The sequence below is a fragment of the Williamsia sp. CHRR-6 genome, assembly GCF_018474015.1.
Classification (GTDB): Bacteria; Actinomycetota; Actinomycetes; order Mycobacteriales; family Mycobacteriaceae; genus Williamsia_A.
The window spans coordinates 979,926-1,000,795 of record NZ_JAHCSG010000001.1 but is presented as its reverse complement, the minus strand read 5'-3'; the positions used below and the strand labels follow the sequence as shown (position 1 = coordinate 1,000,795).

The following is a 20,870-nucleotide window of genomic DNA, read 5'->3' as shown; positions in this document are numbered from 1 at the left end:
TCGGCCCCCGGTCGCCAGATCGCCCGGACCTGTTCGCTCGGTGGCGGTGAAACCCCTGCTCAGAGGCGGGAATCGACACCTGTGCGGGCGGGGTTGGGGTGGATCACAAGCCGATCTCGATGAATTTTGGCGCAAATGTCCGTTTCGTAGCGCCCACGGCCGCCGGCGCACGGATTGGGACGCGTGACAGCCGGTCATGAAATGACCCAGTTCCTGCCGTATCTGGCTGTCACGGGTCATAGCGGTCGGCTCAGGGGTCCGGTTTCGGTTAGTTTCGACGGATGACGCGTGCAGATGGGGCGATCTTGGGGTCGGGGACCTCGGGGTCCAGGCGCGGCGCCCTGCTGACGTTGTTCAGCGACCTCGTCGGCCCGCACCGGGGGGCAGTGGCCGCAATCATGGTGCTGCAGATCGCCGCCACCGTCACCGGACTGCTCCTGCCGCTGCTCGGCGCGCTGATCATCGATCACGGCGTGGCCGTGGGCGACACCGGCTACATCGGCCGATATGGCCTGGTCATGGTGGTCGTCACCGCGCTCGCGGCGCTGTTGTCGGTGGCCGCGGTCTGGCTGTCGGCGCGGGTCTCCCTGCGGATGGCGCGGGAGTTGCGCGGTTGGGTGTTCCGGCGCGTGCATGCGCTGTCGGCGCGTGAGTTCGGTCGCTTCGGCACCGCCGGTCTCATCACCCGCACCACCAACGATGTCGAGCAGTTCGGGGTGTTCGTCCACATCGGTCTGTCGATCTTCGTCACCGCGCCCATCCTCGGCCTCGGTGGGCTGGCCATGGCGCTGTACCAGGGTGCGAAACTGGCGTGGGTGATCGCGATCTGCATCCCCGTCCTGTTCGTCACCATCGGGGTGATCGCGCGCAAGATGATGCCGGAATTCTCGCGGATGCAGACCAGAATCGACGCGGTCAATCAGATCGTCCGTGAGCAGATCACCGGCGTCCGCGTGATACGTGCATATGTGCGAGAAGATGGCGAACAGCAAAGATTTGCAATAACTAACGATGAACTAACGAACTCGACCCTGCGAGTCGGACGCCTGAACGCATTGCTGTATCCGACGGTGATGATCATCATCAATTCTGCGACCGTCGCGGTGGTGTGGTTTGCCGCACCGATGGTGCAGTCGGGATCGATCGGCATCGGCGACCTCACGGCGTTCCTCAGCTACCTGTTGATGGTGCTGATCGCCGTCCTCATCGTTAGCGCGCTGGTGGTCGTCTACCCGCGGGCGGCGGTGTGCAGCGAGCGCATCCTGGAGGTCCTCGACACCGAGTCGTCCACCACCGACACCCGATATTCGACGCTGGCCGGCGATCATCGATCTCCTCCGGTCGTGGCGCTGCGACATGTGACCGTGCACCTCGAGGGTGCGGAGCTCCCGATCCTCGACGACGTGTCGATGACCGCGCGTCCGGGGGAACTGACCGCCATCGTCGGGGGCACCGGGTCGGGCAAGTCCACCCTGTTGGCCCTCATCCCGCGGCTGATGTCGGCCACCGACGGCGCAGTGTTCGTGGCCGGGGTCGACGTCCGCGGTCGCCGCGGTGACGATCTGCGCCGTCGCATCGGATACGTTGCCCAACAACCAGATCTGTTGGCCGGCACCATCGCATCCGCCCTGCGGTTCGGGGCTCCCGAGGCGAGCGTGGCGCAGATGTGGGACGCCCTGGAGGTGGCCCAACTCGCCGACTTCGTGCGCGCGGACCCCAAAGGTCTCGACGCCGAGGTGAGCCAGGGTGGCGGCAACCTCTCCGGTGGACAGCGCCAGCGCTTGGCCATCGCCCGAGCCCTCATCCGGCGCCCGCCGATCTATCTGTTCGACGACTGCTTCTCGGCCTTGGACTCGCGTACCGAGGAAGCCGTGCGCGCGGGGCTGCGCACCCGATTGGCCGGAGCCACCGTGATCATGGTGACCCAACGCATCTCCACCATCGCTGACGCCGACCACATCGTGGTGCTGGAGGCCGGCCGCGTGGTGGGCACCGGGGTGCATCAGGCGTTGCTGCGGTCCTGCCCCGAATACGCCGAGCTGGCCATGTCGCAGATCTCCAGTCGGGAGTGGGCATGACCACCCACGCCGACCCGACCGGCAACCCGGGTCCGAGGGTTCCGCATCGCCGTACCCCGCCACACGGGGTGGCACCGCCCCAGGAGGTGGCACCGCCACACCGGGGCTCACCACCCCGCGGGCTCGCAACGCCCCCCTGGGAGATCAGTGCCGACACGCCCACCTCCGACAAGCCCAGGTCCGACAAGCCCACCTCCGACAAGCCCACCTCCGACAAGCCCACCTCCGACAAGCCCACCTCCGACAAGGCCAGGTCCGACAAGCCCAAGGACGAGAAGGACGAGAAGGACCGGCCGCTGCACCTGCGGGCCACCGTCATGCGGTTGCTGCGCAGCCTCGACGCCACCGGCACCGATGCACTTGTCATCATCGGGCTCACCGCCCTGAGCGTCGCCCTGACCGTGGCCGGCCCACGGCTGCTGGGCCACGCCACCGACATCGTGTTCCGGGGCGTCATCGGACGCTCCATCGACTCCTCCGACCGGCCCCCGTCGGATCTGGTGACCGGGATGGGCGCGCGCGCCGGGGTGGGGATCGACTACCGCGCCCTCGCCATCACGTTGCTGCTGACGTTGTCGGTGTACGTGATCGCCGCGGCCGCACTGTGGTGGCAGGGCCGGATGATCAACACCATCGTCGAGCGGTCGATGCGGCGGCTGCGCGGCGACGTGGTCGCCAAGATCCACCGACTGCCGGTCGGTTACTTCGAGACCGTCGCACGCGGCGAGCTGATCGGCCGCGTGACCAACGACATCGACAACGTCTCGCGCACCCTGCACCAATCGGTCAGCGGGGTACTGGGTTCGACGATGACCATCATCGGTGTGCTGTCGATGATGCTGGTCATCTCCCCGATGCTCACGCTGATCGCCGTCGTGTCCATCCCGGTGTCGGTGGTGGTGGTGGCGGTGATCGCCTCACGATCGCAGCGCTGGTTCACCCGCCAGTGGGACGCCACCGGGCGACTGACCGCACACGTCGAACAGACCTACACCGCGCACGCCGCGGTGGCCGCCTACGGCCGTTCCGGTGAGGTGGTCGAGGAGTTCGACGACATCAACCACGAACTCACCGACGCCGGCTATCAGGCGCAGTTCCTGTCCAGCCTCATCCTGCCCGCGCTGACCCTGGTGGGGAACCTGGTCTACGTGGCCATCGCGGTGGTCGGCGGTATGCGGGTGGCCACCGGCAGCCTGACGTTGGGCAGTGTGCAGGCCTTCATCCAGTACGCCCGCGAGTTCGGGCAGCCACTGGGCGACCTTGCCTCCACCGCCAACGACATCCAGTCCGGTATCGCCTCGGCCGAGCGGCTCTTCGGTTACCTCGACACCACCGAGGAGGTGGCGCCGGCGGGAATGCTGGGCCGGATGCTGACTTTCCTGGGTCGCCGTCCCGCAGCTGCCCGCGCTGCCGCTGACCACGACGACGAGTACGGGCTCGACCTCATCGAGATCCCCGCCGACCCCGACCCCGAGACGGTGCTGCTCGGTGGACCGGTGTCCAACGGTCGGGTGGTGTTCGATCGGGTCGGCTTCGGCTACGACCCGATCACCCCGGTGGTCAGCGAGGTGTCGTTCGTGGCCGAGCCCGGTTCCACCGTGGCCATCGTCGGGTCGACCGGTGCAGGCAAGTCCACGCTGATCAACCTGCTGTTGCGGTTCTACGACGTGGACCACGGCCGGATCACGTTGGACGGCAGAGACATCCGCGATCTCGACCGCGGCACCCTACGCAAGCAGATGGCTGTGGTGTTGCAGGACACCTGGCTGTTCGGGGCGTCGGTGCGCGACAACCTGGCGTTCGGTCGGCCCGGCGCCACCGATCGCGAGATCCGGACGGCGGCGAAGATGGCGCGCGCCGACCACGTGATCGAAGGCCTGCCCGACGGTTACGACACCATCCTCGAGCAGGACGGTGGACAGCTCAGTGTCGGTGAGCGCCAACTGATCAGCGTGGCCCGCACCTTCCTGCGGCAGCCGTCGGTGATCGTGTTGGACGAGGCCACCAGCTCGGTCGACTCACGCACCGAGGCCCTGGTCAGCGACGCGCTGGGCTCACTGCAGCGGGGGCGAACCAGTTTTGTTGTCGCGCATCGGCTCTCGACCATCCAAAACGCGAACCTGGTGATCATGATGGAGAAGGGCCGCATCCGGGAAAAGGGCACCCTGGATCAGCTGTTGGCCCGCCGCGGCGCCTACTACCGCCTGCACTGCGCGCACTTCGGCACCACCGCCTGACCCGTCGGTTGGGCGGTAAATCCCGTCGGTTGGGCAGTAAATCCCGTCGACTGGGCGGTAAATCCCGTCGACTGGGCGGTAAATCCCGTCGACTGGGCGGTAAATCCCGTCGGTTGGGCGGTAAACCCCGTCGACTGGGCGGAAGATCCTGTCGGTTGGGCGGAAGATCCCGTCGACTGGGCGATCAGTCGAGAAAACTGACGATGTCGATACCGGCACCGCGCAGGGTCTCGGCCACCGCCCGCGCGTGGTCCACCGCCCCAGGGGTGTCGCCGTGCAGGCAGATCGATTGGACCGCAAGTGATTTCGCCGATCCATCGTCGGTGACCACGCTGCCCTCGGTGACCATCTGCAACACGCGCGCGCAGATGCTGTCGGTGTCGACGAGGACTGCGCCGGGGTCACTGCGCGGGGTCAGGGTGCCGTCGGGGCGATAGGCCCGGTCGGCGAAGGCCTCGGCCACCACGTTCAGCCCGGCGCCGGCGGCCAGGCGCGCACTCACCGAGCCGGCTGGCCCCAGCAGCGGCAGGTCGCCGCCGAGATCGGTGAGTGCACCCACCACCGCGGCGGCCTGGGACTCGTCGACGGCGATGGTGTTGTACAGGGCCCCATGGGGTTTGACGTACTCGACCCGCCCGCCGACCGACCGGGCGATGGCGTCGAGGGCGCCGACCTGATAGATCACGTCGGCGCGTAGATCCGCCGGGTGGATGTCGATGTAGCGACGGCCGAAGCCGACCCGATCTGGGTAGGACACCTGAGCGCCGATCCGCACCCCGGCCGCCACCGCGGCAGCACAGGTGCGGCGCAGACCCGCGGGATCGCCGGCGTGGAAGCCGCAGGCCAGGTTGCCGCTGGTCACCACGCCCAGCATCGCCTCGTCGTCGCCGAGGCGCCACGCACCGTATCCTTCGCCCAGATCGGCGTTCAGGTCGATCCGCCCGCGTGACATCGGCCCAGTTTAGAGACCGGTTCGGCAGACAGGCGTTAACCTCGCTACATGGTTGAACCGACCTCACGGGTGAGCACCTGCGACGGCGACATCGATGGTGTCGCCCACGCGGGCTTGATCAGCTGGCGCGGTATCCCCTACGCCGCACCGCCGCAGTGGAATATGCGGTTCCGGGCGCCGCAGCCGGTCACCCCGTGGACCGGGGTGCGTTCGGCCACCAGCTTCCGCAACGCCGCACCTCAGGCCCCGCGCTACACCATCACCGGGCCACTGTCCAAGCAGCCCACCAGCGAGGACTGCCTGACCCTCAACGTCACTGCGCCGGCGGATGTCTCCGGCCCGCTACCGGTGATGGTCTTCATCCACGGTGGCGCCTACATCCTGGGTTCGTCGCTGATGTACCGGGGCGATGCGCTGGTGCGAGCGGGCCATGTGGTCTACGTGTCGATCAACTATCGGCTAGGACCGCTTGGGTACCTGGATCTGAGTCGTTACTCCACCAGCACACGGCAATACGACTCGAACCTCGGTCTGCGTGATCAGGTGGCCGCGCTGCAGTGGGTGCAACGCAACATCGCCGCGTTCGGTGGCGACCCTGACAACGTGACCATCTTCGGTGAGAGTGCCGGCGGCAACGCGGTGACCACCCTGATGGCCACCCCGGCGGCGGCGGGGCTGTTTCATCGGGCCATCGCCCAGAGCACCGCTCCGGCCCTGACGATGTCGGATGCGTTGGCGCAGTTGAACGCTCGCACCTTTCTGGAGGTCCTCGGCGAGAAGCACGACGACCCGGTGGCCGCGCTGCACCAGGCCACCCCGGGCGCGTTGGGTGCTGCGGGTGAGCGATTGGCCCGGCGGCTGAGCCGTGAGGTGCCCGGCGCACTGCCGTTCGGTCCCAGTGTGGACGGCGATTTCCTACCGATGGATCCCACCGAGGCCGCCGAGGCCGGGCGTACACATCGGGTGCCGCTCATCATCGGCAGCAACCGCGACGAAGCCAACCTGTTCGCCAAGGCTTTTCCCATCCTCAAGACCACCCCGGAGGCCGTGGAGCGGGTGTTCGCCACCACCGACCCCGAGGTGGGGGCCCGGGTTGTCCACGGGTATCCGGGCTACCCCGGCGAGGCCGCCTGCCGAGCGATCATGGGGGACATGATCTTCTGGGCGCCGGCCACCCGATTCGCCGACGCGCACAGCGGATTCGCGCCCACCTGGTTCTACCGCTACGACTTCGCCACCACCCTGTTGCGCGCCACCGGCTTCGGCGCCACCCACGGCACCGAGATGTTGGCCATCTTCGACTTCTACGCCACCGGCGCGGGCGCGCTGTTGGCTGCGGGTGGTCGGGCCGGTGCACGTCGGGTGACCGCCGAAATCCAGGGTGACTGGACGCGATTCGCCGCGACCGGCGCGCCTGCAGCGGGTTGGGAGCCCTACCGCGTCGAGCACCGAGCGGTGAAGGTGTTCAACGACCCCTCGCACATCGAGGTCGACCCCGACCGGGTGCGCCGCGAGGCGTGGGCGGGTTACCGCGGCCACAACCATCTGACGTTCGACGACGTCTCGGCCGGATGAGCTTGTTGCGCAAGCACATCGGCGTGAGTGTGATGCTCGGCTCGGTGCTGGTGGCGACGACGGCCTGCGGGGACAGCCCGAACTCGGGTGCGGCGGCCGGTCCGACGGCCACGTTCGTTCCCGATGTGGTGACCGCGCCGCCGGCGCGTCCGCCGTTCATCGACCACGTCACGTGGGTGACGTTGGCGTCGGGCCGCAGCCTGCAGGTGTATCCCACGCCGTCGGGTCGGCGGGCGGCGGGAGCCGATGACGACGACCGGGCCTGGGCGGAGGTGGTGGCCGATGATGCCACCGCCGACTCTCCGGGTATGCGGGCGCAGTTCGACTGCCATTGGACGTTCGCGCGGCTGGTCGCACCCGACAAGCCGAGCTGGAACCTGGAACCCTGGCGGCCGGTGGTCAGCGCTGAAGAGATGATCGCCACCCGATGTAATCCCGGCGGCGCCGAGGAGTGACCCGTGCGTGAGTGTGGAGGGCGGGCCCTCCACTTTCGCGCACGGTCTACTATCTGCATATGAATGCAGATAAGAAGGTCTGCCGACGGCGGTTGGCTGACGACCAGGTGGCGCTGGTGGTCGAGGTGTTCCGCATGTTGTCCGACGCCACCCGCGTGCAGCTGCTGTGGGCGCTGATCGACGACGAGCGTTCGGTCAACGATCTGGCCGAGCGGGTGGGCAAACCGGCGGCATCGGTGAGTCAACACCTGGCCAAACTGCGGATGGCACGTCTGGTGCACACTCGCAAGGAGGGCACCAGCGTCTTCTACCGTCTGGAGAACGACCACATCCGTCAGGTGGTTCTCGACGCGGTGCGCAACGCCGAGCACGCCGGACCTGGGGTGCCCGGCCATCACCGGGCCGACGCTCATCGCGGGGTGGAGGCCGCCCCGCCCATCGAACCGTCGATCGCGGTGGTGCGTGAGGTGGGCGGCGCATGAGCCATCCGCACCGGCCGGATCACCCGCACGATCACGATCATCGGCACCACCATGATGAGTCAGGCTGGGGTCGGCTCATCCCGCACGCGCTGCGGCCGCATTCCCACGACACTGTCGACAAGGTCGACGACGCAATGGAATCGAGCGCGGTGGGCATCCGGGCGGTGCAGATCAGCCTGGCGGTGCTGCTGATCACCGCGCTGGCGCAGGCGGCGGTGGTGGCCGCGTCGGGATCGGTGGCATTGTTGGCCGACACCGTCCACAACTTCTCCGACGCGTTGACCGCGGTGCCACTGTGGATCGCCTTCGTCCTGGGTCGCCGCGCACCCACCCGGCGACACACCTACGGCTACGGCCGTGCCGAGGATCTGGCCGGCCTGTTCGTCATCGCGATGATCGCGTTGTCGGCCATTGTTGCTGGGTGGCAGGCGATCTCACGACTGATCGATCCGCGACCCCTGGATCACCTGGGGTGGGTGGCCGCCGCCGGTGTGATCGGATTCGTCGGCAACGAGGTGGTGGCGCAGTACCGCATCCGGGTGGGTCGTGCGATCGGGTCGGCGGCGCTGGTCGCCGACGGCCGGCATGCTCGCACCGACGGGTTCACCTCGCTGGCCGTGGTGCTCGGGGCGGGGGGAGTGGCGCTGGGATTGCCGATGGCTGATCCGGTCGTTGGACTGATCATCACCCTCGCCATCCTGGTGGTGCTACGGTCGGCGGCCCGAGACGTGTTCGCGCGCTTGATGGATGCCGTCGATCCGGCGTTGGTCACCTCAGCGGAGTCGGTGCTGGCGTCGGTGCCGGGGGTGCAGGCGGTGGCCGGGGTTCGGATGCGGTGGGTCGGACATACGTTGCACGCCGAGGCCGAACTCGACGTGGACGAACAGATCACGTTGGCCCACGCCCACGCGGTGGCTCATCAAGCCGAACATGAGCTGACCGAACACATCCCGCGGGTGACCAGCGTGTTGGTGCACGCCTACCCCCGTGCGTGAATGTGGAGGGCGGGCCCTCCAGACTCACGCACGGGGGCGGAACGCCCACTTCGCCCGAGGCGATGGCGTCCGGCGATGCGACAGATCACGTAGATCACGAACGAGATGGTGGTGACGAACACCGACACCGGTAGGCCCGGGGCCAGCGAGATGAGAACCCCGCCCACTGCGGCGATCTCGGCGAACACCACCGAGAGCACCACCACGGTCAGTGGATTGGAGGTGACCCGCGCGGCCGCGGCGGCGGGGGTGATGAGCAGCGACATCACCAACAGGGCACCGATGATCTGGGCAGCCTGAGCCACCGTGGCGCCCAACAGGATGGCGAACACCATCGACATCGTGCGCATCGGCACGCCGAGCGCCTCGGCGACCACCGGGTCGGTGCTGGAGAACCACAGCGGCCGATAGACCACCGCCAGCACGCCGAGCACCACCACCGCGGTGATCGACACCGCGGTGAGCCCGCCGGATCCGACGCTGACCACCTGACCGGTCAGCTGGTTGAACCCGGTGCCGGTGCGACCGTAGAGCGCGATGAACAGCACGCCCAGACCCAACCCGAAGGCCATCACCACGCCGATCACCGAATCTCGTTCGCGGATACGGTTTCCCAGCAGCCCGAAGACCACCGCGGCCACGATCGAGCCGAGCAGACCGCCAAGGTTCACGCTCACCCCGGCCAACAACGCCGCGGCGGCGCCGGTGAACGACAACTCTGCGGTGCCGTGTACGGCGAACGACATCTGCCGCGAGACCACCAGGGTGCCCAGCACCCCGCCCAGCAGTCCCAGCAATGCGAGTGCGACCAGGGCCTGCTGGACGAACGGACGTTGCAACAGATCGGCGGTGGTGGCTACATCGAAAAACGACGACCAGGTGACACTCACCGCGTCACCGACCGATCGATCCCGGCCACCGGATGGTGGTGGTCGGCGGCCAGTACGTCCTCGTCGGCGCCGACCACGATGAGACGTCCCTGCACCCGCACCACCTCGACGTTGGTGCGGTACAGCTCGCTCAGGGTGTCCGAGGTCATCACCTCGTCGGCGGTACCGATCCGGAACCGCCCGTCCACCAGGTACACCACCCGATCCACATACGGCAGAACAGGATTGATCTCGTGGGTCACGAAGACGACGGCGGTGGACGCAGTTCGACGGCGGCGGTCGATCAGGCCGGCCACCCGGGCCTGGTTGGCCGGGTCGAGGCTCAGCAGCGGTTCGTCACACAGCAACACCACCGGGTCGCCGGCCAGGGCCTGGGCCACCCGCAGCCGCTGCTGCTCGCCACCGGACAGCAGGCCCAGCGGCGCGTCGGCAAATGCTCCGGCATCGACCTGGGCGATGGCGTGGTCGACGATGTCCTTGCGGGCCTTGCGATGTCGGAATCCGATACCCCACGACCGTCCGTCGACACCCAAGCCCACCAGGTCGCGACCGCGCAACGGAACGCCCTCGTCGTGCGGACGTTGTTGGGGCACATAGCCGATGGCCGCACCCTTGCCGGGGCGGCGCCCGCCGATGGTGATGTGACCTGCGTCGAGCTGGTACTGACCGAGCAGCGTGCGCAGCAACGAGGTCTTACCAGATCCGTTGGGGCCCAGGATCGCGACGAACTCGCCGGGGGCCACCGACAGGTCGAAGTCGCTCCACAGCACGCGATCACCGAATGCCAGACGTCCCCCGGTGATCTCGATCGCCGGAGCAGGCGAGGCGGGAGCCTTCGGAGGGGCGGATGGATGGGGGTCGATCATGCTCTCACTTGTTCACGGCGGCAGCGATGGCGTCGACGTTGGCGGTCTGCCAGGCCACGTAGTCGGTGACCCCGGCGGGCAGGGTCTCGGTCAACTTCACCACGGGCAGGCCCACCGTGGCGGTGGAAGCGAGCAATCGCTTGGTGGTCTCGTCGACGGCCTGCGTGTTGTACAGCAGCGCTTTGACCGTCTTCTTGTTGATCAAGTCCTCGGTGGTGGCAATGGCCGAGGCGGGCGGGTCCTGGCCGGCCTCGACGGCGTCGGTGAACGCGCTGGGGGTGGCGTCGGTGAGCCCGGCGTCGGCGAGCAGGTAGGCGGCCAGCGGCTCGGTTTGAGCCACCTTGTCGCCGGCGTGCGCGGCCTTGACCGCGGCGAGCTTGGTCTGCAAGGCGTCGAGCTTGTCGGTGAAGGCCTTGGCGTTGGCGGTGTAGGTTGCGGCGTTGTCGGAGTCCTTCTTGCCCAACGCATCTGCAATCTGGCCGGCCACCTTGCCCACTACCGACAGGTTGTAGAAGAAGTGTTCGTTCACCTCGCCGGCCTTGGTGGAGCCGTCACCGCCGGAGGACTTGTAGACGTCGAAGGCGTTGATGACGGTGGCCCGCTGACCCTTGGGGGCCTTCTCCATGTACGGGTCGTAGTCGTTGCCGTTGAGGACCACGATGCCCGCGTCGGAGACCTTCGCGGTGTCCTTGGCGGTCGGTTCGAACTCGTGCGGGTCGCCGTCGGGCGAGGTGTAGAGGGCCTGCACGGTCGCCTTGTCCCCGGCGACCGCGGTGGCCACCGAGGCCCACACGTCGGTCGAGGTGACAACCGAGACCTTGCCACCGCTGGTGCCGTCGCCGTCGGAGTTGGAACAACCGCTGAGAATCGAGGCGCCCACCGTCACGGTGACGACGGCGGAGAGCAGGGGCAAGCGACGCGACGACATCGGCAATGACTCCATTCGAGTGAGGATGGATGCTAATGGTAACCGTTTCCGACAGAGCCGCCGACCTGAGGTGTCGTCCGAGGCGATGGTTCCGCCCAGTCGACCGGGTTTTCCGCCCACTGGACGGGGTTTGGCGCCCAACCGACGGGGTTTACTGCCCAGTCGACGGGGTTTAGCGCCCACTGGACGGGGTTTTCCGCCCAGTCGACGGGTGTGGGACGGCGAACGGCGCCCGCGAGAGTCGCGGGCGCCGTTCGTGTGGACGGTCGGTGAGGTGCTCAGGCCGGGATGGACACCGCCGTGGTGCTGACCTCGATCACCTTGGCCGATGCGATGTCGAAGAACAGTCCCACCACCCGCACCATCCCGTCGGCGATGGCGCGTCCGACCAGCGGATGGCGCTGCAGGGTCTGCACCTGGATGGCCACGTTGACGATGGCCAGCTGGTCGGCGGGCCCGTAGCCGGCCTCGGCGGCGCTGCGTCCGGCCGGGTGGCCGCTACGGAACGCGGCCAGGCTGGGGGTGGCGTTGGCCAGCCATTCCCCGACCGCCCCGGCGGGCGGGGTGTCGGCGAGCAGGCCGTTCATCGCGCCGCACCCGGAGTGCCCGCACACCACGATCGAGCTGACGCCCAGGTGACCGACCGCGAACTCCAACGCCGCGGCGACCGAGACGTCGGTGCTGGCGTCGGTGGGCACCAGGTTGCCCACGTTGCGCACGGTGAACAGGTCGCCGGGACCGCTGGAGGTGATCACGTTGGGCACCAACCGCGAGTCCGAGCAGGTGAGGAACAACGTGTCGGGATCTTGACCGTCGGATAGGCCCGTCATCAGCTCCCGCATGAAATCGGCTGCGTCGCGGTGGTATTCGGCGATGCCGCTCTTGAGGGTGCGCAGTGTGGCCGGCTCGGCGGGATCGACCGGGCTGCGGGACTTCTCCTTCCACGGGGTGAACCCGACCAGGGTCGAACTCACCGGATGTCGCTTGGGCGGGGCCACGGGGGCGTCGGCGAGTCGGGCCTTGCCCAGTTCCTCGACCGCCACGGTGCCGCCACCTGCCTCGTGGGCGCGTCGCCAGTCGGCGATCATCTCGCCGGCCGCGTTGTCCAGGAAGTCCGCGTCGATCGTGAGGGTGACGTGGGCGCCGCCGGGGACGATGCTCAGCGCTTTGGACAAGCGTGGCAGGGACAGGAAGCTCATCGAGCCGGTGATGCGCACCGCCCACTGACGCGAGCCGGGAGCTCCGAACGGTTCGGAGGTGATGCCGGCCCTGACAACGCGCCACACCACGATGATGACCGCCAGCGCCAGGCCGATCGCCACCCCTTCGAGCAGGTTGAGAAACACCACCGTGGCGATGGTGGTCAGGTAGACCAGCAGGTCGCCGGTGCGGCGAGCCATGGTGATGTGGGCGATCTTGACCAGCTGCACACCGATCATGACCAGCAACCCGGCCAGGGCGGCCATCGGGATCTGCTCGACCAATCCGGTGAGCAGCACCGCGAACACCAGCACCCACACGCCGTGCAGGACCGCTGAGGCGCGGGTGCGCGCACCGGAGGCGACGTTGGTGGAGCTGCGCACGATCACGCCGGTGACGGGCAGCCCACCGGCCAGGCCGGACAGGATGTTGGCGCTGCCCTGACCCAGCAGTTCGCGGTTGAAATCGCAGCGTGGTCCGGTGTGCATCTTGTCCACCGCGACCGCCGACAGCAGCGACTCGACGCTGGCGATCAGCGCGACGGTGACGACGCCCAGGGCCACCGCGCCCCAGTTGCCCGACGGCAGCTCGGGAAGCGAGATCGCGTCGAAGAAGTCGCCGTTCAGCGTGATCCGGTCGATGTTGAGGCCGGCGATCAGGGCTACGACGGTGGCCAGGGTGATGGCGGCCAACGGGCCGGGGATCTTGCGGACTCCCGCAGGCAGCTTGGGCCAGACGATCATCGTGACGATGACCAGGCCGCCGATCAGCAACTCGGGCAACTGCACCGAGCTGATCGAGCCGGGCAGGGCGAGCACGTTCTCGATCGCCGAACTCTGCGAGGTGGCTCCGAGCAGCACATGGATCTGTTGCAGGGCGATGGTCACGCCGATACCGGCCAGCATCGCGTGCACCACCACCGGGGCGATGGCCAAGGCAGACTGGGCGATTCGACTGAGGCCGAACACGATCTGCAGGATGCCTGCGCCGACGGTGATCAGACACGTCACCTTCCAGCCGACGCTGGCGACCAGTTCGGCCACCACCACCGTCAGGCCGGCGGCAGGTCCGCTGACCTGCAGAGCCGAGCCGCCGAGTGCACCGGCGACGATGCCGCCGATCACTGCGGCGATCAGGCCTGCCATCACCGGTGCGTCCGAGGCAATGGCGATACCGAGCGAAAGTGGTAGCGCCACAAGGAATACGACCAGCGACGCGGGTAGGTCGTAGCGGATCAGATCACGTAGAGCGGGGGTTCGGGCAGCTGCTGTCAGATGCATGCAGGGGAACGTACCGCCGCAAAGTTAAAGGATTCTTAAAGTCTTTACCAAAGGTTGCAAAACGGTCAGCGTCGGTAATCGAATCGTCAGTTTCAAGTAAAGGGAATGTAAAGAACACCAGGTCGCAGCGCTGTGACCCACGCGACAGCGCTGCGGCGGTGATCTACCTCACAGATTGAACCTGATCGGGCAATTCGGACACGCTCAGCGCACGTGGTGGTGCGGCATGAGGGCGTCGGGTGGGATGACGCCAAACCGGCCGGCGTTGAAGTCCTCGATGGCGGCGACGACCTCGGACTTGGTGTTCATCACGAACGGTCCGTAGGCGAACACCGGTTCGCGGATGGGTCGTCCACCGAGCAACAACACCTCGAGGGCGGGCCGGTGGGAATCCTGGTCGGCGTCGGCGGCCACCGTGATCCGATCGCCCGGTCCCAGCACCACCAGTTGGCCCTCGCGGACCGGGTTCTTCAACGGACCCACCGTGCCGGCCCCAGACAGCACGTAGACCAGGGCGTTGAAGTCGCGGTTCCACGGCAGGTTCACCTGTGCGCCGGGCGCAACGGTGGCGTGCGACAACGTGATCGGGGTCCGGGTGCTACCCGGGCCGCGGTGACCGTCGATCTCGCCGGCGATGATGCGCACCAGCGCGCCGCCGTCGGCCGAGGCGAGCAGCGTGGCCTCGGTGCCCTCGATGGACTGATACGCCGGGGCCGCGAACTTCTCGGTGCGGGGCAGGTTCACCCACAGCTGCACGCCGTGGAACAACCCGCCGCTGGCGACCAGCTCGGCGGGCGGGGTCTCGATGTGCAAGATGCCGGAGCCCGCGGTCATCCACTGGGTGGCGCCGTTCTCGATCAGTCCGCCGCCACCGTGGCTGTCCTGGTGTTCGAAGCGTCCGTCGATCATGTAGGTGACGGTCTCGAAGCCGCGGTGGGGATGCCAGCTGGTGCCGCGCGGCTCGCCGGGCTCGTAGTCCACTTCACCCATCTGGTCCATGTGGATGAACGGGTCGAGGTCGGCGTGGTCGACGCCTGCGAACGCGCGGACCACCGGGAAGCCCTCACCCTCGTGGCCGCGGGGGCCGGTGGTGACCGACCGGACGGGCCGTTCGGTGTCGCCGGCGGCGGGTCCGGCGATCCGGTCCAGCGTCAATGTGTCGGCGGTGATGGCGGGCATGGCGACCTCCTGGAAATCCGATGTGGCAAACCCTACGCCCGACTCAACCGGACCTTGGTCCGTTTCATTCCCCCGACTCGGCGGGCGAGTAGAAACGAGGCATGGAACAGCGAATCCTCGGACGCACCGGCCGCGACGTCTCGGTCATCGGGTTGGGCACCTGGCAGCTCGGCGCGGACTGGGGTGAGGTGAGCGACTCCGACGCGCTGGCCGTGTTGGAGGCCGCCGTCGAATCCGGAGTCACCTTTCTCGACACCGCCGATGTCTACGGCGACGGTCGCAGTGAGACCGTCATCGGAGCTTTCCTGCGCTCGCACCCGGGGCTGATGGTGGCCACCAAGATGGGGCGGCGGGTGGAGCAGGTGCCGGCGAACTATCGGCTCGAGGCGTTTCGCGAGTGGACCGATCGCTCCCGCACCAACCTCGGCGTCGACACCCTGGACCTGGTGCAGTTGCACTGCCCGCCGAGTGCGGTGATCGACGACGACGCCACCTACGACGCGCTGGACACCCTGGTCGCCGACGGCGTGATCGCTGCCTACGGGGTGAGCGTGGAGACCTGCGCCCAGGCGCTCTCAGCCATCGCGCGTCCGCACGTCGCGAGCGTGCAGATCATCTGCAACGCGGTGCGCCACAAGCCACTCGAGGAGGTGTTGCCGGCCGCGCAGGCCGCCGGGGTGGGCATCATCGTGCGGGTGCCGTTGGCCTCGGGGCTGCTCTCGGGGCGCTACACCTCGGCGACCACCTTCGCCTCAGACGACCACCGCAACTACAACGAGTCCGGTGCCGCCTTCGACGTGGGCGAGACGTTCAGCGGGCTGGGCTTTGCGCGTGGTCTGGAGGTGGCGCAGGCGTTCACCGAGCTGGTCGCACGGCTGGGCCCGCCCGATGCCACCCCCGCGCAGGTCGCGCTGGCGTGGTGTCGTGATCAGGCCGGGGTGAGCACGGTGATCCCCGGCGCCCGCTCACCGCATCAGGCACAGGCCAACGCCGCCGCCGCGCAGCTGCCACCGCTGTCGGCCGAGTTGCTGGCCGCGGTCACCGACCTCTACGACACCCGGCTACGCGCGCAGATCCACTCGCGGTGGTGATCGCGCCGCGCTGACTAGGGTGGACCACATGAGCGCATTTCGGCTGGGGTCGACGCGTGGTGCCGGCGACGTCGAGATCGCCTACCGCGTCAGTTCCCCGTCGGCTCTGCTCGAGCCCGCTGAATCGAGCACCCTGCTGCTGATCCACGGCTGGGCGCAGTCCTCGGCCGCCTGGGGGGCCGGGCTGCTGGCACGGTTGGCCGCGCGCCACCGGGTGATCGCCCTGGACTTGCGGGGTCACGGTGCGTCCGGGCTGCCTGATGACAGTGGTTACGCAGCAATCGATTTCGCGGCCGATGTGGCCGCGGTTCTGGCGGCCGAGACCAGCGCCGACACCGCCCTGTTCGACCTGCCGGCGGTGGGTGTGGGCGGCGTGGTGCCGATCGGATGGTCCTATGGCGGACTGGTGATATGCGACCACCTGGCCCATCGCATGGCCCACGGCGGCGACCTCGCCGACGTGCGCGGGGTGGTCCTGGTCGGTGCCATCACCTCCATCGGCCGCGGTCAGGCCGGTGGCCGCGTGGGCGCAGCGATGCGAGCCGCACTGCCTGATGCCTGTTCGCCCGATCCGCGTACCGCCATCGGTGCGCTCGGTGCGTTCGGGACCGCGCTGGTGCCCGCCGGTCGCCCCGATCTCGGTGCGCAGAGCCAACTGTTCTTCGGTACCTCGTTGGCCACCGCGCCCTCGGCGCGAGCCGGGTTGTTCGCCCGCACCGCGGCCTACGATCAGCTGCTGCGCGAGCTGGGGATGCCGGTGCTGGTGCTGCACGGGACCGACGATCAGGTGGTGGACGTGTCGGCCGCGCGCCACGCCGAGTCGTTGTTGACCGACCCGCGTCCGAGCTACTGGCAGGGTGCCGGGCACGCGCCGTTCGTGGAGGACGCGGCGCGTTTCGCCGACGAGATCGAGGCGTTCGTCGCCGATCTGGGGAGCCGCGAGTGAGCGCCCGCATCCCACGGGGCGCGGCCGATCCCCGCCGAGTTGCGGTCATCTCGGTGCACACCTCGCCGTTGGCCCAACCCGGGACCGGCGACGCCGGCGGCATGAACGTCTACGTCTGGCAGACCGCGGTGAACCTGGCCCGCCGGGGAATCGAGGTGGAGATCTTCACGCGCGCCACCTCGTCGGCCGATGCCCCGGTGGTCGCCGCGGGCGACGGGATCACCGTGCGCAACGTGGTGGCCGGGCCGTTCGAGGGGTTGGACAAGCGGGACCTGCCCACCCAGCTGTGCGCCTTCGCCGCGGGGGTGTTGCGGGCAGAGGCCATGCATCCCCCCGGGCACTACGACGTCATCCATTCGCACTACTGGCTCTCGGGTCAGGTGGGGTGGCTGGCGCGTGATCGGTGGAGTGTGCCGCTGGTGCACACCGCGCACACCCTGGCCGCGGTCAAGAACGCCTCGCTGGCCGAGGGCGACGAACCCGAACCGATGCTGCGTCAGATCGGTGAGCAGCAGGTGGTGGCCGAGGCCGATCGACTGGTGGCCAACACCGACACCGAAGCGCAGCAACTGATCTCCATTCACGACGCAGCGCCCGAGCGGGTGGACGTGGCCACCCCCGGAGTCGACCTGGACACCTACCGGCCCGGATCGAGGGCGGCGGCGCGCGCCGAGTTCGGCCTCGCCGAGCACGAGAGCGTGCTGACCTTCGTCGGGCGCATCCAGCCGCTCAAGGCGCCGGATGTGTTGATCAAGGCGGCGGCGCCGATCATCGCTGCGCGCCGCGACACCGAGCATCCGGTTCGCGTTCTCATCGTCGGTGGTCCGTCGGGGTCGGGGTTGGCGCGACCCACCGCCCTGATCGATCTGGTCGGGCAACTCGGTGTCGCCGACGCCGTCACCTTCATCCCGCCGCAACGCCCCGAGCAACTGGCCCAGGTGTACCGAGCTTCGGATCTTGTTGTGGTGCCCAGCTATTCGGAGAGCTTCGGCCTGGTGGCCATCGAGGCCCAGGCGTGTGGCACCCCGGTGTTGGCCGCCGACGTGGGCGGGCTCGGGGTGGCGGTGGCGCACGGGGAGACCGGGGTCCTGGTCGACGGGCACCGGATCGAGGACTGGACTGCGGCCCTGCAGGCGATGTTGGCCGACCCGCAACGCCTGGCCGCGATGGGCCGCGCGGCGGTGTCGCACGCCCGACGATTCTCCTGGCAGCGCACCGCAGATGCGTTGCTGGACAGCTACCGCCGTGCGATGACGTCGTTCGCGTCGTCGGCGGCACCGCGATCGGATCGAACCACCGCGCCTGCAGCACCCGGGCGCGCAACACGGCGATGGGGACGTCGCCGGTCAGGAGTACGAGCATGAGTTCGCAACGACCACCGGGCATCGTCGAACAGTCCGACCGCATTCAGAAGGCACTCTTCGATCGCGGGATCATCTTCGAGCTCAAGAACTCTGGCGGTGCCGACACCGAGCACCTGCTGGTGGAGCTGCCCGGCGAACGCAAGCTGCGCACCAACGTGCTGCTGACGGTGGGCAAGCCGGGTGTGCGGATCGAGGCGTTCGTGTGTCGCCGACCCGACGAGGACCACGAGAAGGTCTACCGGTTCCTGCTCAAGCGCAACCGGCGGCTCTACGGCGTGGCTTACACCATCGACAACATCGGCGACATCTACCTGGTGGGTCGGGTGGCGGCGGACTCGGTGACCGCCGATGAGCTCGATCGGCTGCTCGGTCAGGTCCTCGAGGCAGCCGACGGCGACTTCAACACCCTGTTGGAGATCGGGTTCCACACCAGCATCCGACGGGAATGGGCGTGGCGAACCGCGCGGGGCGAGTCGCTGAACAATCTGCTCGCCTTCGAGCACCTGATCGACAAGGAATCGCTGCCGGAGATACCGCCGCTCAAGGGGTCGGGGCCGGCGGGGTCGGGGCCAGCTGAGGTGGTGCCGTCGGTGACCGAGAAGGCAACTGCGGCACCGGAGTCGAGTTCGTTCGACTGAGAAGCGTCGGGTGGGCGGTGTGACGTTGCTAACGTGGGCGGCACACCCCGACGATGGAGGATCCATGACTTTCGCCAGTCCGCACCCCCCGGTGACCATTCCGGAGTCGAACGTCTACGACTACCTGTTCGGCGGGCTGAGTGATGCAGAGCTGGATCTGCCCGCGCTGACCGACGCCCTCTCCGACACCACCACCACCTACGGCGAGTTGCGGTCGCGGGTGGATGCCTTTGCCGGTGGCTTGGCCGCGCGCGGGATCGGCGTGGGGTCGGTGGTGGGGCTGCTCGCGCCCAACTCCTCGGCGTTCGCGGTGGCCTTCCACGGCATCCTGCGGGCCGGGGCCACCGCGACCACCATCAACGTGCTGTTCACCCCGGCCGATGTGGCCAAGCAGCTCACGGCGTCGGCGGCGTCGATGATCGTCACCATCAGTGCCCTGGCCGACACCGCGCGGGTAGCCGCCGAGCAGGTCGGCATCCCGGTCGCAGCGGTGATCGTCCTCGACGGACCCGGTGAGGCCGAGTCGGGTCACCCCGGTGCGGCCGACCTGCTTGGGCCGAATCTGCCTGCGCCGCAGGTGGAATTCGATCCAGCCACGCACCTGGCGGTGCTGCCCTACAGCTCGGGGACCACCGCCGATCCCAAGGGGGTGATGTTGACCCATCGCAACCTGGTGGCCAACGTCGCCCAGATCCGCCCGCTGCAGGGCATGACACCCGACGATGTGATCCTGGCCGTGCTGCCGTTCTTCCACATCTACGGGATGACGGTGCTGCTCAACGCCGCCCTGCACGCGCGCTCGCGGCTGGTCATCATGCCGCGCTTCGACCTGGTGGAGTTCTTGTCCAACATCGCGACCTACCGCATCACGATGGGCTTCATCGCCCCGCCGGTGGCGGTGGCGTTGGCCAAACACCCGGTGGTCGACGACTACGACCTGTCCTCCATGAAGGTGATGATGTCGGGCGCGGCGCCGCTGGACGCCGAGCTGGGTTCCAAGGTGGCCACCCGACTGGGGTGTCGGATGGTGCAGGGCTACGGCATGAGCGAGCTCAGCCCGGTCAGCCATGTCATCCCCTCCGACGGCGGCGTGGCGGTGGCCGGCGAGGAGGTGCCGCTGAGCTCGTCGGGATTCACCGTGCCCAACGCCGAGAGCAAGTTGATCGATCCGGCCACCGGAGCCGAGATCCCGTTGCCCACAGAAGGACTCAGTGAGCCCGGCGAGTTGCTGTTCCGGGGGCCCAACGTGATGGCCGGGTACCTGAACAATCCGTCGGCCACCGCCGAGACCATCGATTCCGACGGGTTCCTGCACACTGGCGACATCGCGCAGGTGGACCGGTTCGGCTGCGTCTACATCGTCGATCGGCTCAAGGAGCTGATCAAGTACAAGGGTTATCAGGTGCCCCCGGCCGAGCTGGAGGCGCTGCTGTTGACCAACGACCGCATCGCCGACGCCGCCGTGGTCGGCGCGCACGACGCCGAGGGCGAGGAGGTGCCCAAAGCGTTCGTGGTGCGCCAGGCCGGTACCGAGGAGATCACCGCCGAGGAGGTGATGGAGTTCGTCGCCGCGCACGTGGCTCCCTACAAGAAGGTCCGCCAGGTCGAGTTCATCGACGCCATCCCCAAGTCGGCCTCGGGCAAGATCTTGCGCAAGGATCTGCGGGTGCGCGCCTGAGCCAGGCAGGCCCGAGCCTGCTGGGCGGGGTGCCTG

The 20,870-nt window shown here is 68.3% G+C and carries 17 protein-coding genes and 2 pseudogenes; 13 read left to right on the top strand and 6 right to left on the bottom strand.

Going from position 1 to position 20,870, the window contains the following annotated elements; genetic code table 11:
* Window positions 1-281: 281 nt before the first annotated feature.
* From KIK15_RS04460 to KIK15_RS04450, 3 genes and pseudogenes are all read left to right on the top strand, one after another.
* On the top strand, window positions 282-2,078 hold the full coding sequence (locus tag KIK15_RS04460) for an ABC transporter ATP-binding protein (RefSeq protein WP_214242889.1): 1,797 nt from the start codon (window positions 282-284) through the stop codon (window positions 2,076-2,078).
* A pseudogene (locus KIK15_RS18845) lies at window positions 2,002-2,283 on the top strand (hypothetical protein); the annotation flags it as partial. The gene KIK15_RS04460 and the pseudogene KIK15_RS18845, both read left to right, overlap by 77 nt.
* The gene (locus tag KIK15_RS04450; RefSeq protein WP_374222816.1) at window positions 2,165-4,315 is read left to right on the top strand and encodes an ABC transporter ATP-binding protein; all 2,151 of its coding nucleotides are present in this window, start codon (window positions 2,165-2,167) and stop codon (window positions 4,313-4,315) included. The pseudogene KIK15_RS18845 and the gene KIK15_RS04450, both read left to right, overlap by 119 nt.
* 184 nt (window positions 4,316-4,499) lie before the next feature.
* On the opposite strand, the gene KIK15_RS04445 is transcribed toward KIK15_RS04450, so the two are convergent.
* A complete protein-coding gene (locus KIK15_RS04445; protein ID WP_214242888.1) occupies window positions 4,500-5,267 on the bottom strand; it encodes a LamB/YcsF family protein in 768 nt (255 codons plus the stop codon).
* A gap of 48 nt (window positions 5,268-5,315) precedes the next feature.
* On the opposite strand from KIK15_RS04445, the gene KIK15_RS04440 reads away from it, so the two are divergent.
* Genes KIK15_RS04440 through KIK15_RS04425 form a run of 4 tightly spaced genes read left to right on the top strand, consistent with a single transcriptional unit; the run spans window position 5,316 to window position 8,774 of the window.
* Window positions 5,316-6,842, top strand: a complete 1,527-nt coding sequence (locus tag KIK15_RS04440) for a carboxylesterase/lipase family protein (RefSeq protein ID WP_214242887.1) — start codon at window positions 5,316-5,318, stop codon at window positions 6,840-6,842.
* Window positions 6,839-7,297, top strand: a complete 459-nt coding sequence (locus tag KIK15_RS04435) for a DUF2599 domain-containing protein (protein ID WP_214242886.1) — start codon at window positions 6,839-6,841, stop codon at window positions 7,295-7,297. Before KIK15_RS04440 ends, KIK15_RS04435 begins: the two co-directional genes overlap by 4 nt.
* Before the next feature lie 59 nt (window positions 7,298-7,356).
* On the top strand, window positions 7,357-7,779 hold the full coding sequence (locus KIK15_RS04430) for a metalloregulator ArsR/SmtB family transcription factor (RefSeq protein WP_214242885.1): 423 nt from the start codon (window positions 7,357-7,359) through the stop codon (window positions 7,777-7,779).
* Window positions 7,776-8,774: a cation diffusion facilitator family transporter gene (locus KIK15_RS04425; RefSeq protein WP_214242884.1), complete on the top strand. Its 999-nt coding sequence runs from the start codon at window positions 7,776-7,778 to the stop codon at window positions 8,772-8,774. Before KIK15_RS04430 ends, KIK15_RS04425 begins: the two co-directional genes overlap by 4 nt.
* Here the strand turns inward: KIK15_RS04425 and KIK15_RS04420 are convergent.
* The 3 genes from KIK15_RS04420 to KIK15_RS04410 are packed head-to-tail and all read right to left on the bottom strand — an operon-like array spanning window position 8,759 to window position 11,458.
* Entirely contained in the window at window positions 8,759-9,664 is a 906-nt protein-coding gene (locus KIK15_RS04420) for a metal ABC transporter permease (protein ID WP_214242883.1), read from the bottom strand. The two genes, KIK15_RS04425 and KIK15_RS04420, sit on opposite strands and share 16 nt — an antisense overlap.
* Window positions 9,661-10,530 (bottom strand): metal ABC transporter ATP-binding protein, encoded by an 870-nt coding sequence (locus KIK15_RS04415; protein ID WP_214242882.1) that lies wholly within the window; start codon window positions 10,528-10,530, stop codon window positions 9,661-9,663. The genes KIK15_RS04420 and KIK15_RS04415 overlap by 4 nt, the downstream gene beginning before the upstream one ends.
* A gap of 4 nt (window positions 10,531-10,534) precedes the next feature.
* A complete protein-coding gene (locus KIK15_RS04410; protein ID WP_214242881.1) occupies window positions 10,535-11,458 on the bottom strand; it encodes a metal ABC transporter solute-binding protein, Zn/Mn family in 924 nt (307 codons plus the stop codon).
* A 105-nt stretch (window positions 11,459-11,563) separates the two neighbouring features.
* Between KIK15_RS04410 and KIK15_RS18840 the strand changes: the two are divergent.
* A pseudogene (locus tag KIK15_RS18840) lies at window positions 11,564-11,731 on the top strand (DUF1720 domain-containing protein); the annotation flags it as partial.
* Between the two features lie 5 nt (window positions 11,732-11,736).
* On the opposite strand, the gene KIK15_RS04400 reads toward KIK15_RS18840, so the two are convergent.
* The gene (locus tag KIK15_RS04400) at window positions 11,737-13,938 is read right to left on the bottom strand and encodes a bifunctional SulP family inorganic anion transporter/carbonic anhydrase (protein WP_214242880.1); all 2,202 of its coding nucleotides are present in this window, start codon (window positions 13,936-13,938) and stop codon (window positions 11,737-11,739) included.
* A gap of 204 nt (window positions 13,939-14,142) precedes the next feature.
* Window positions 14,143-15,117 (bottom strand): pirin family protein, encoded by a 975-nt coding sequence (locus KIK15_RS04395; RefSeq protein ID WP_214242879.1) that lies wholly within the window; start codon window positions 15,115-15,117, stop codon window positions 14,143-14,145.
* A gap of 101 nt (window positions 15,118-15,218) precedes the next feature.
* Here KIK15_RS04395 and KIK15_RS04390 point away from each other — a divergent pair, with 101 nt between their 5' ends.
* The 5 genes from KIK15_RS04390 (at window position 15,219) to KIK15_RS04370 (ending at window position 20,834) form a co-directional block, all read left to right on the top strand.
* Window positions 15,219-16,208: an aldo/keto reductase gene (locus KIK15_RS04390; protein ID WP_214242878.1), complete on the top strand. Its 990-nt coding sequence runs from the start codon at window positions 15,219-15,221 to the stop codon at window positions 16,206-16,208.
* A 28-nt stretch (window positions 16,209-16,236) separates the two neighbouring features.
* Window positions 16,237-17,154 carry an alpha/beta fold hydrolase gene (locus KIK15_RS04385; protein ID WP_214242877.1) on the top strand — a complete coding sequence of 306 codons (918 nt, stop codon included), beginning with the start codon at window positions 16,237-16,239 and terminating at the stop codon, window positions 17,152-17,154.
* On the top strand, window positions 17,151-18,518 hold the full coding sequence (gene mshA, locus KIK15_RS04380) for a D-inositol-3-phosphate glycosyltransferase (protein WP_307851728.1): 1,368 nt from the start codon (window positions 17,151-17,153) through the stop codon (window positions 18,516-18,518). Before KIK15_RS04385 ends, mshA begins: the two co-directional genes overlap by 4 nt.
* On the top strand, window positions 18,515-19,156 hold the full coding sequence (locus KIK15_RS04375) for a YbjN domain-containing protein (RefSeq protein WP_214242876.1): 642 nt from the start codon (window positions 18,515-18,517) through the stop codon (window positions 19,154-19,156). Before mshA ends, KIK15_RS04375 begins: the two co-directional genes overlap by 4 nt.
* Before the next feature lie 64 nt (window positions 19,157-19,220).
* A complete protein-coding gene (locus KIK15_RS04370) occupies window positions 19,221-20,834 on the top strand; it encodes an AMP-binding protein (RefSeq protein ID WP_214242875.1) in 1,614 nt (537 codons plus the stop codon).
* Window positions 20,835-20,870 lie beyond the last annotated feature (36 nt).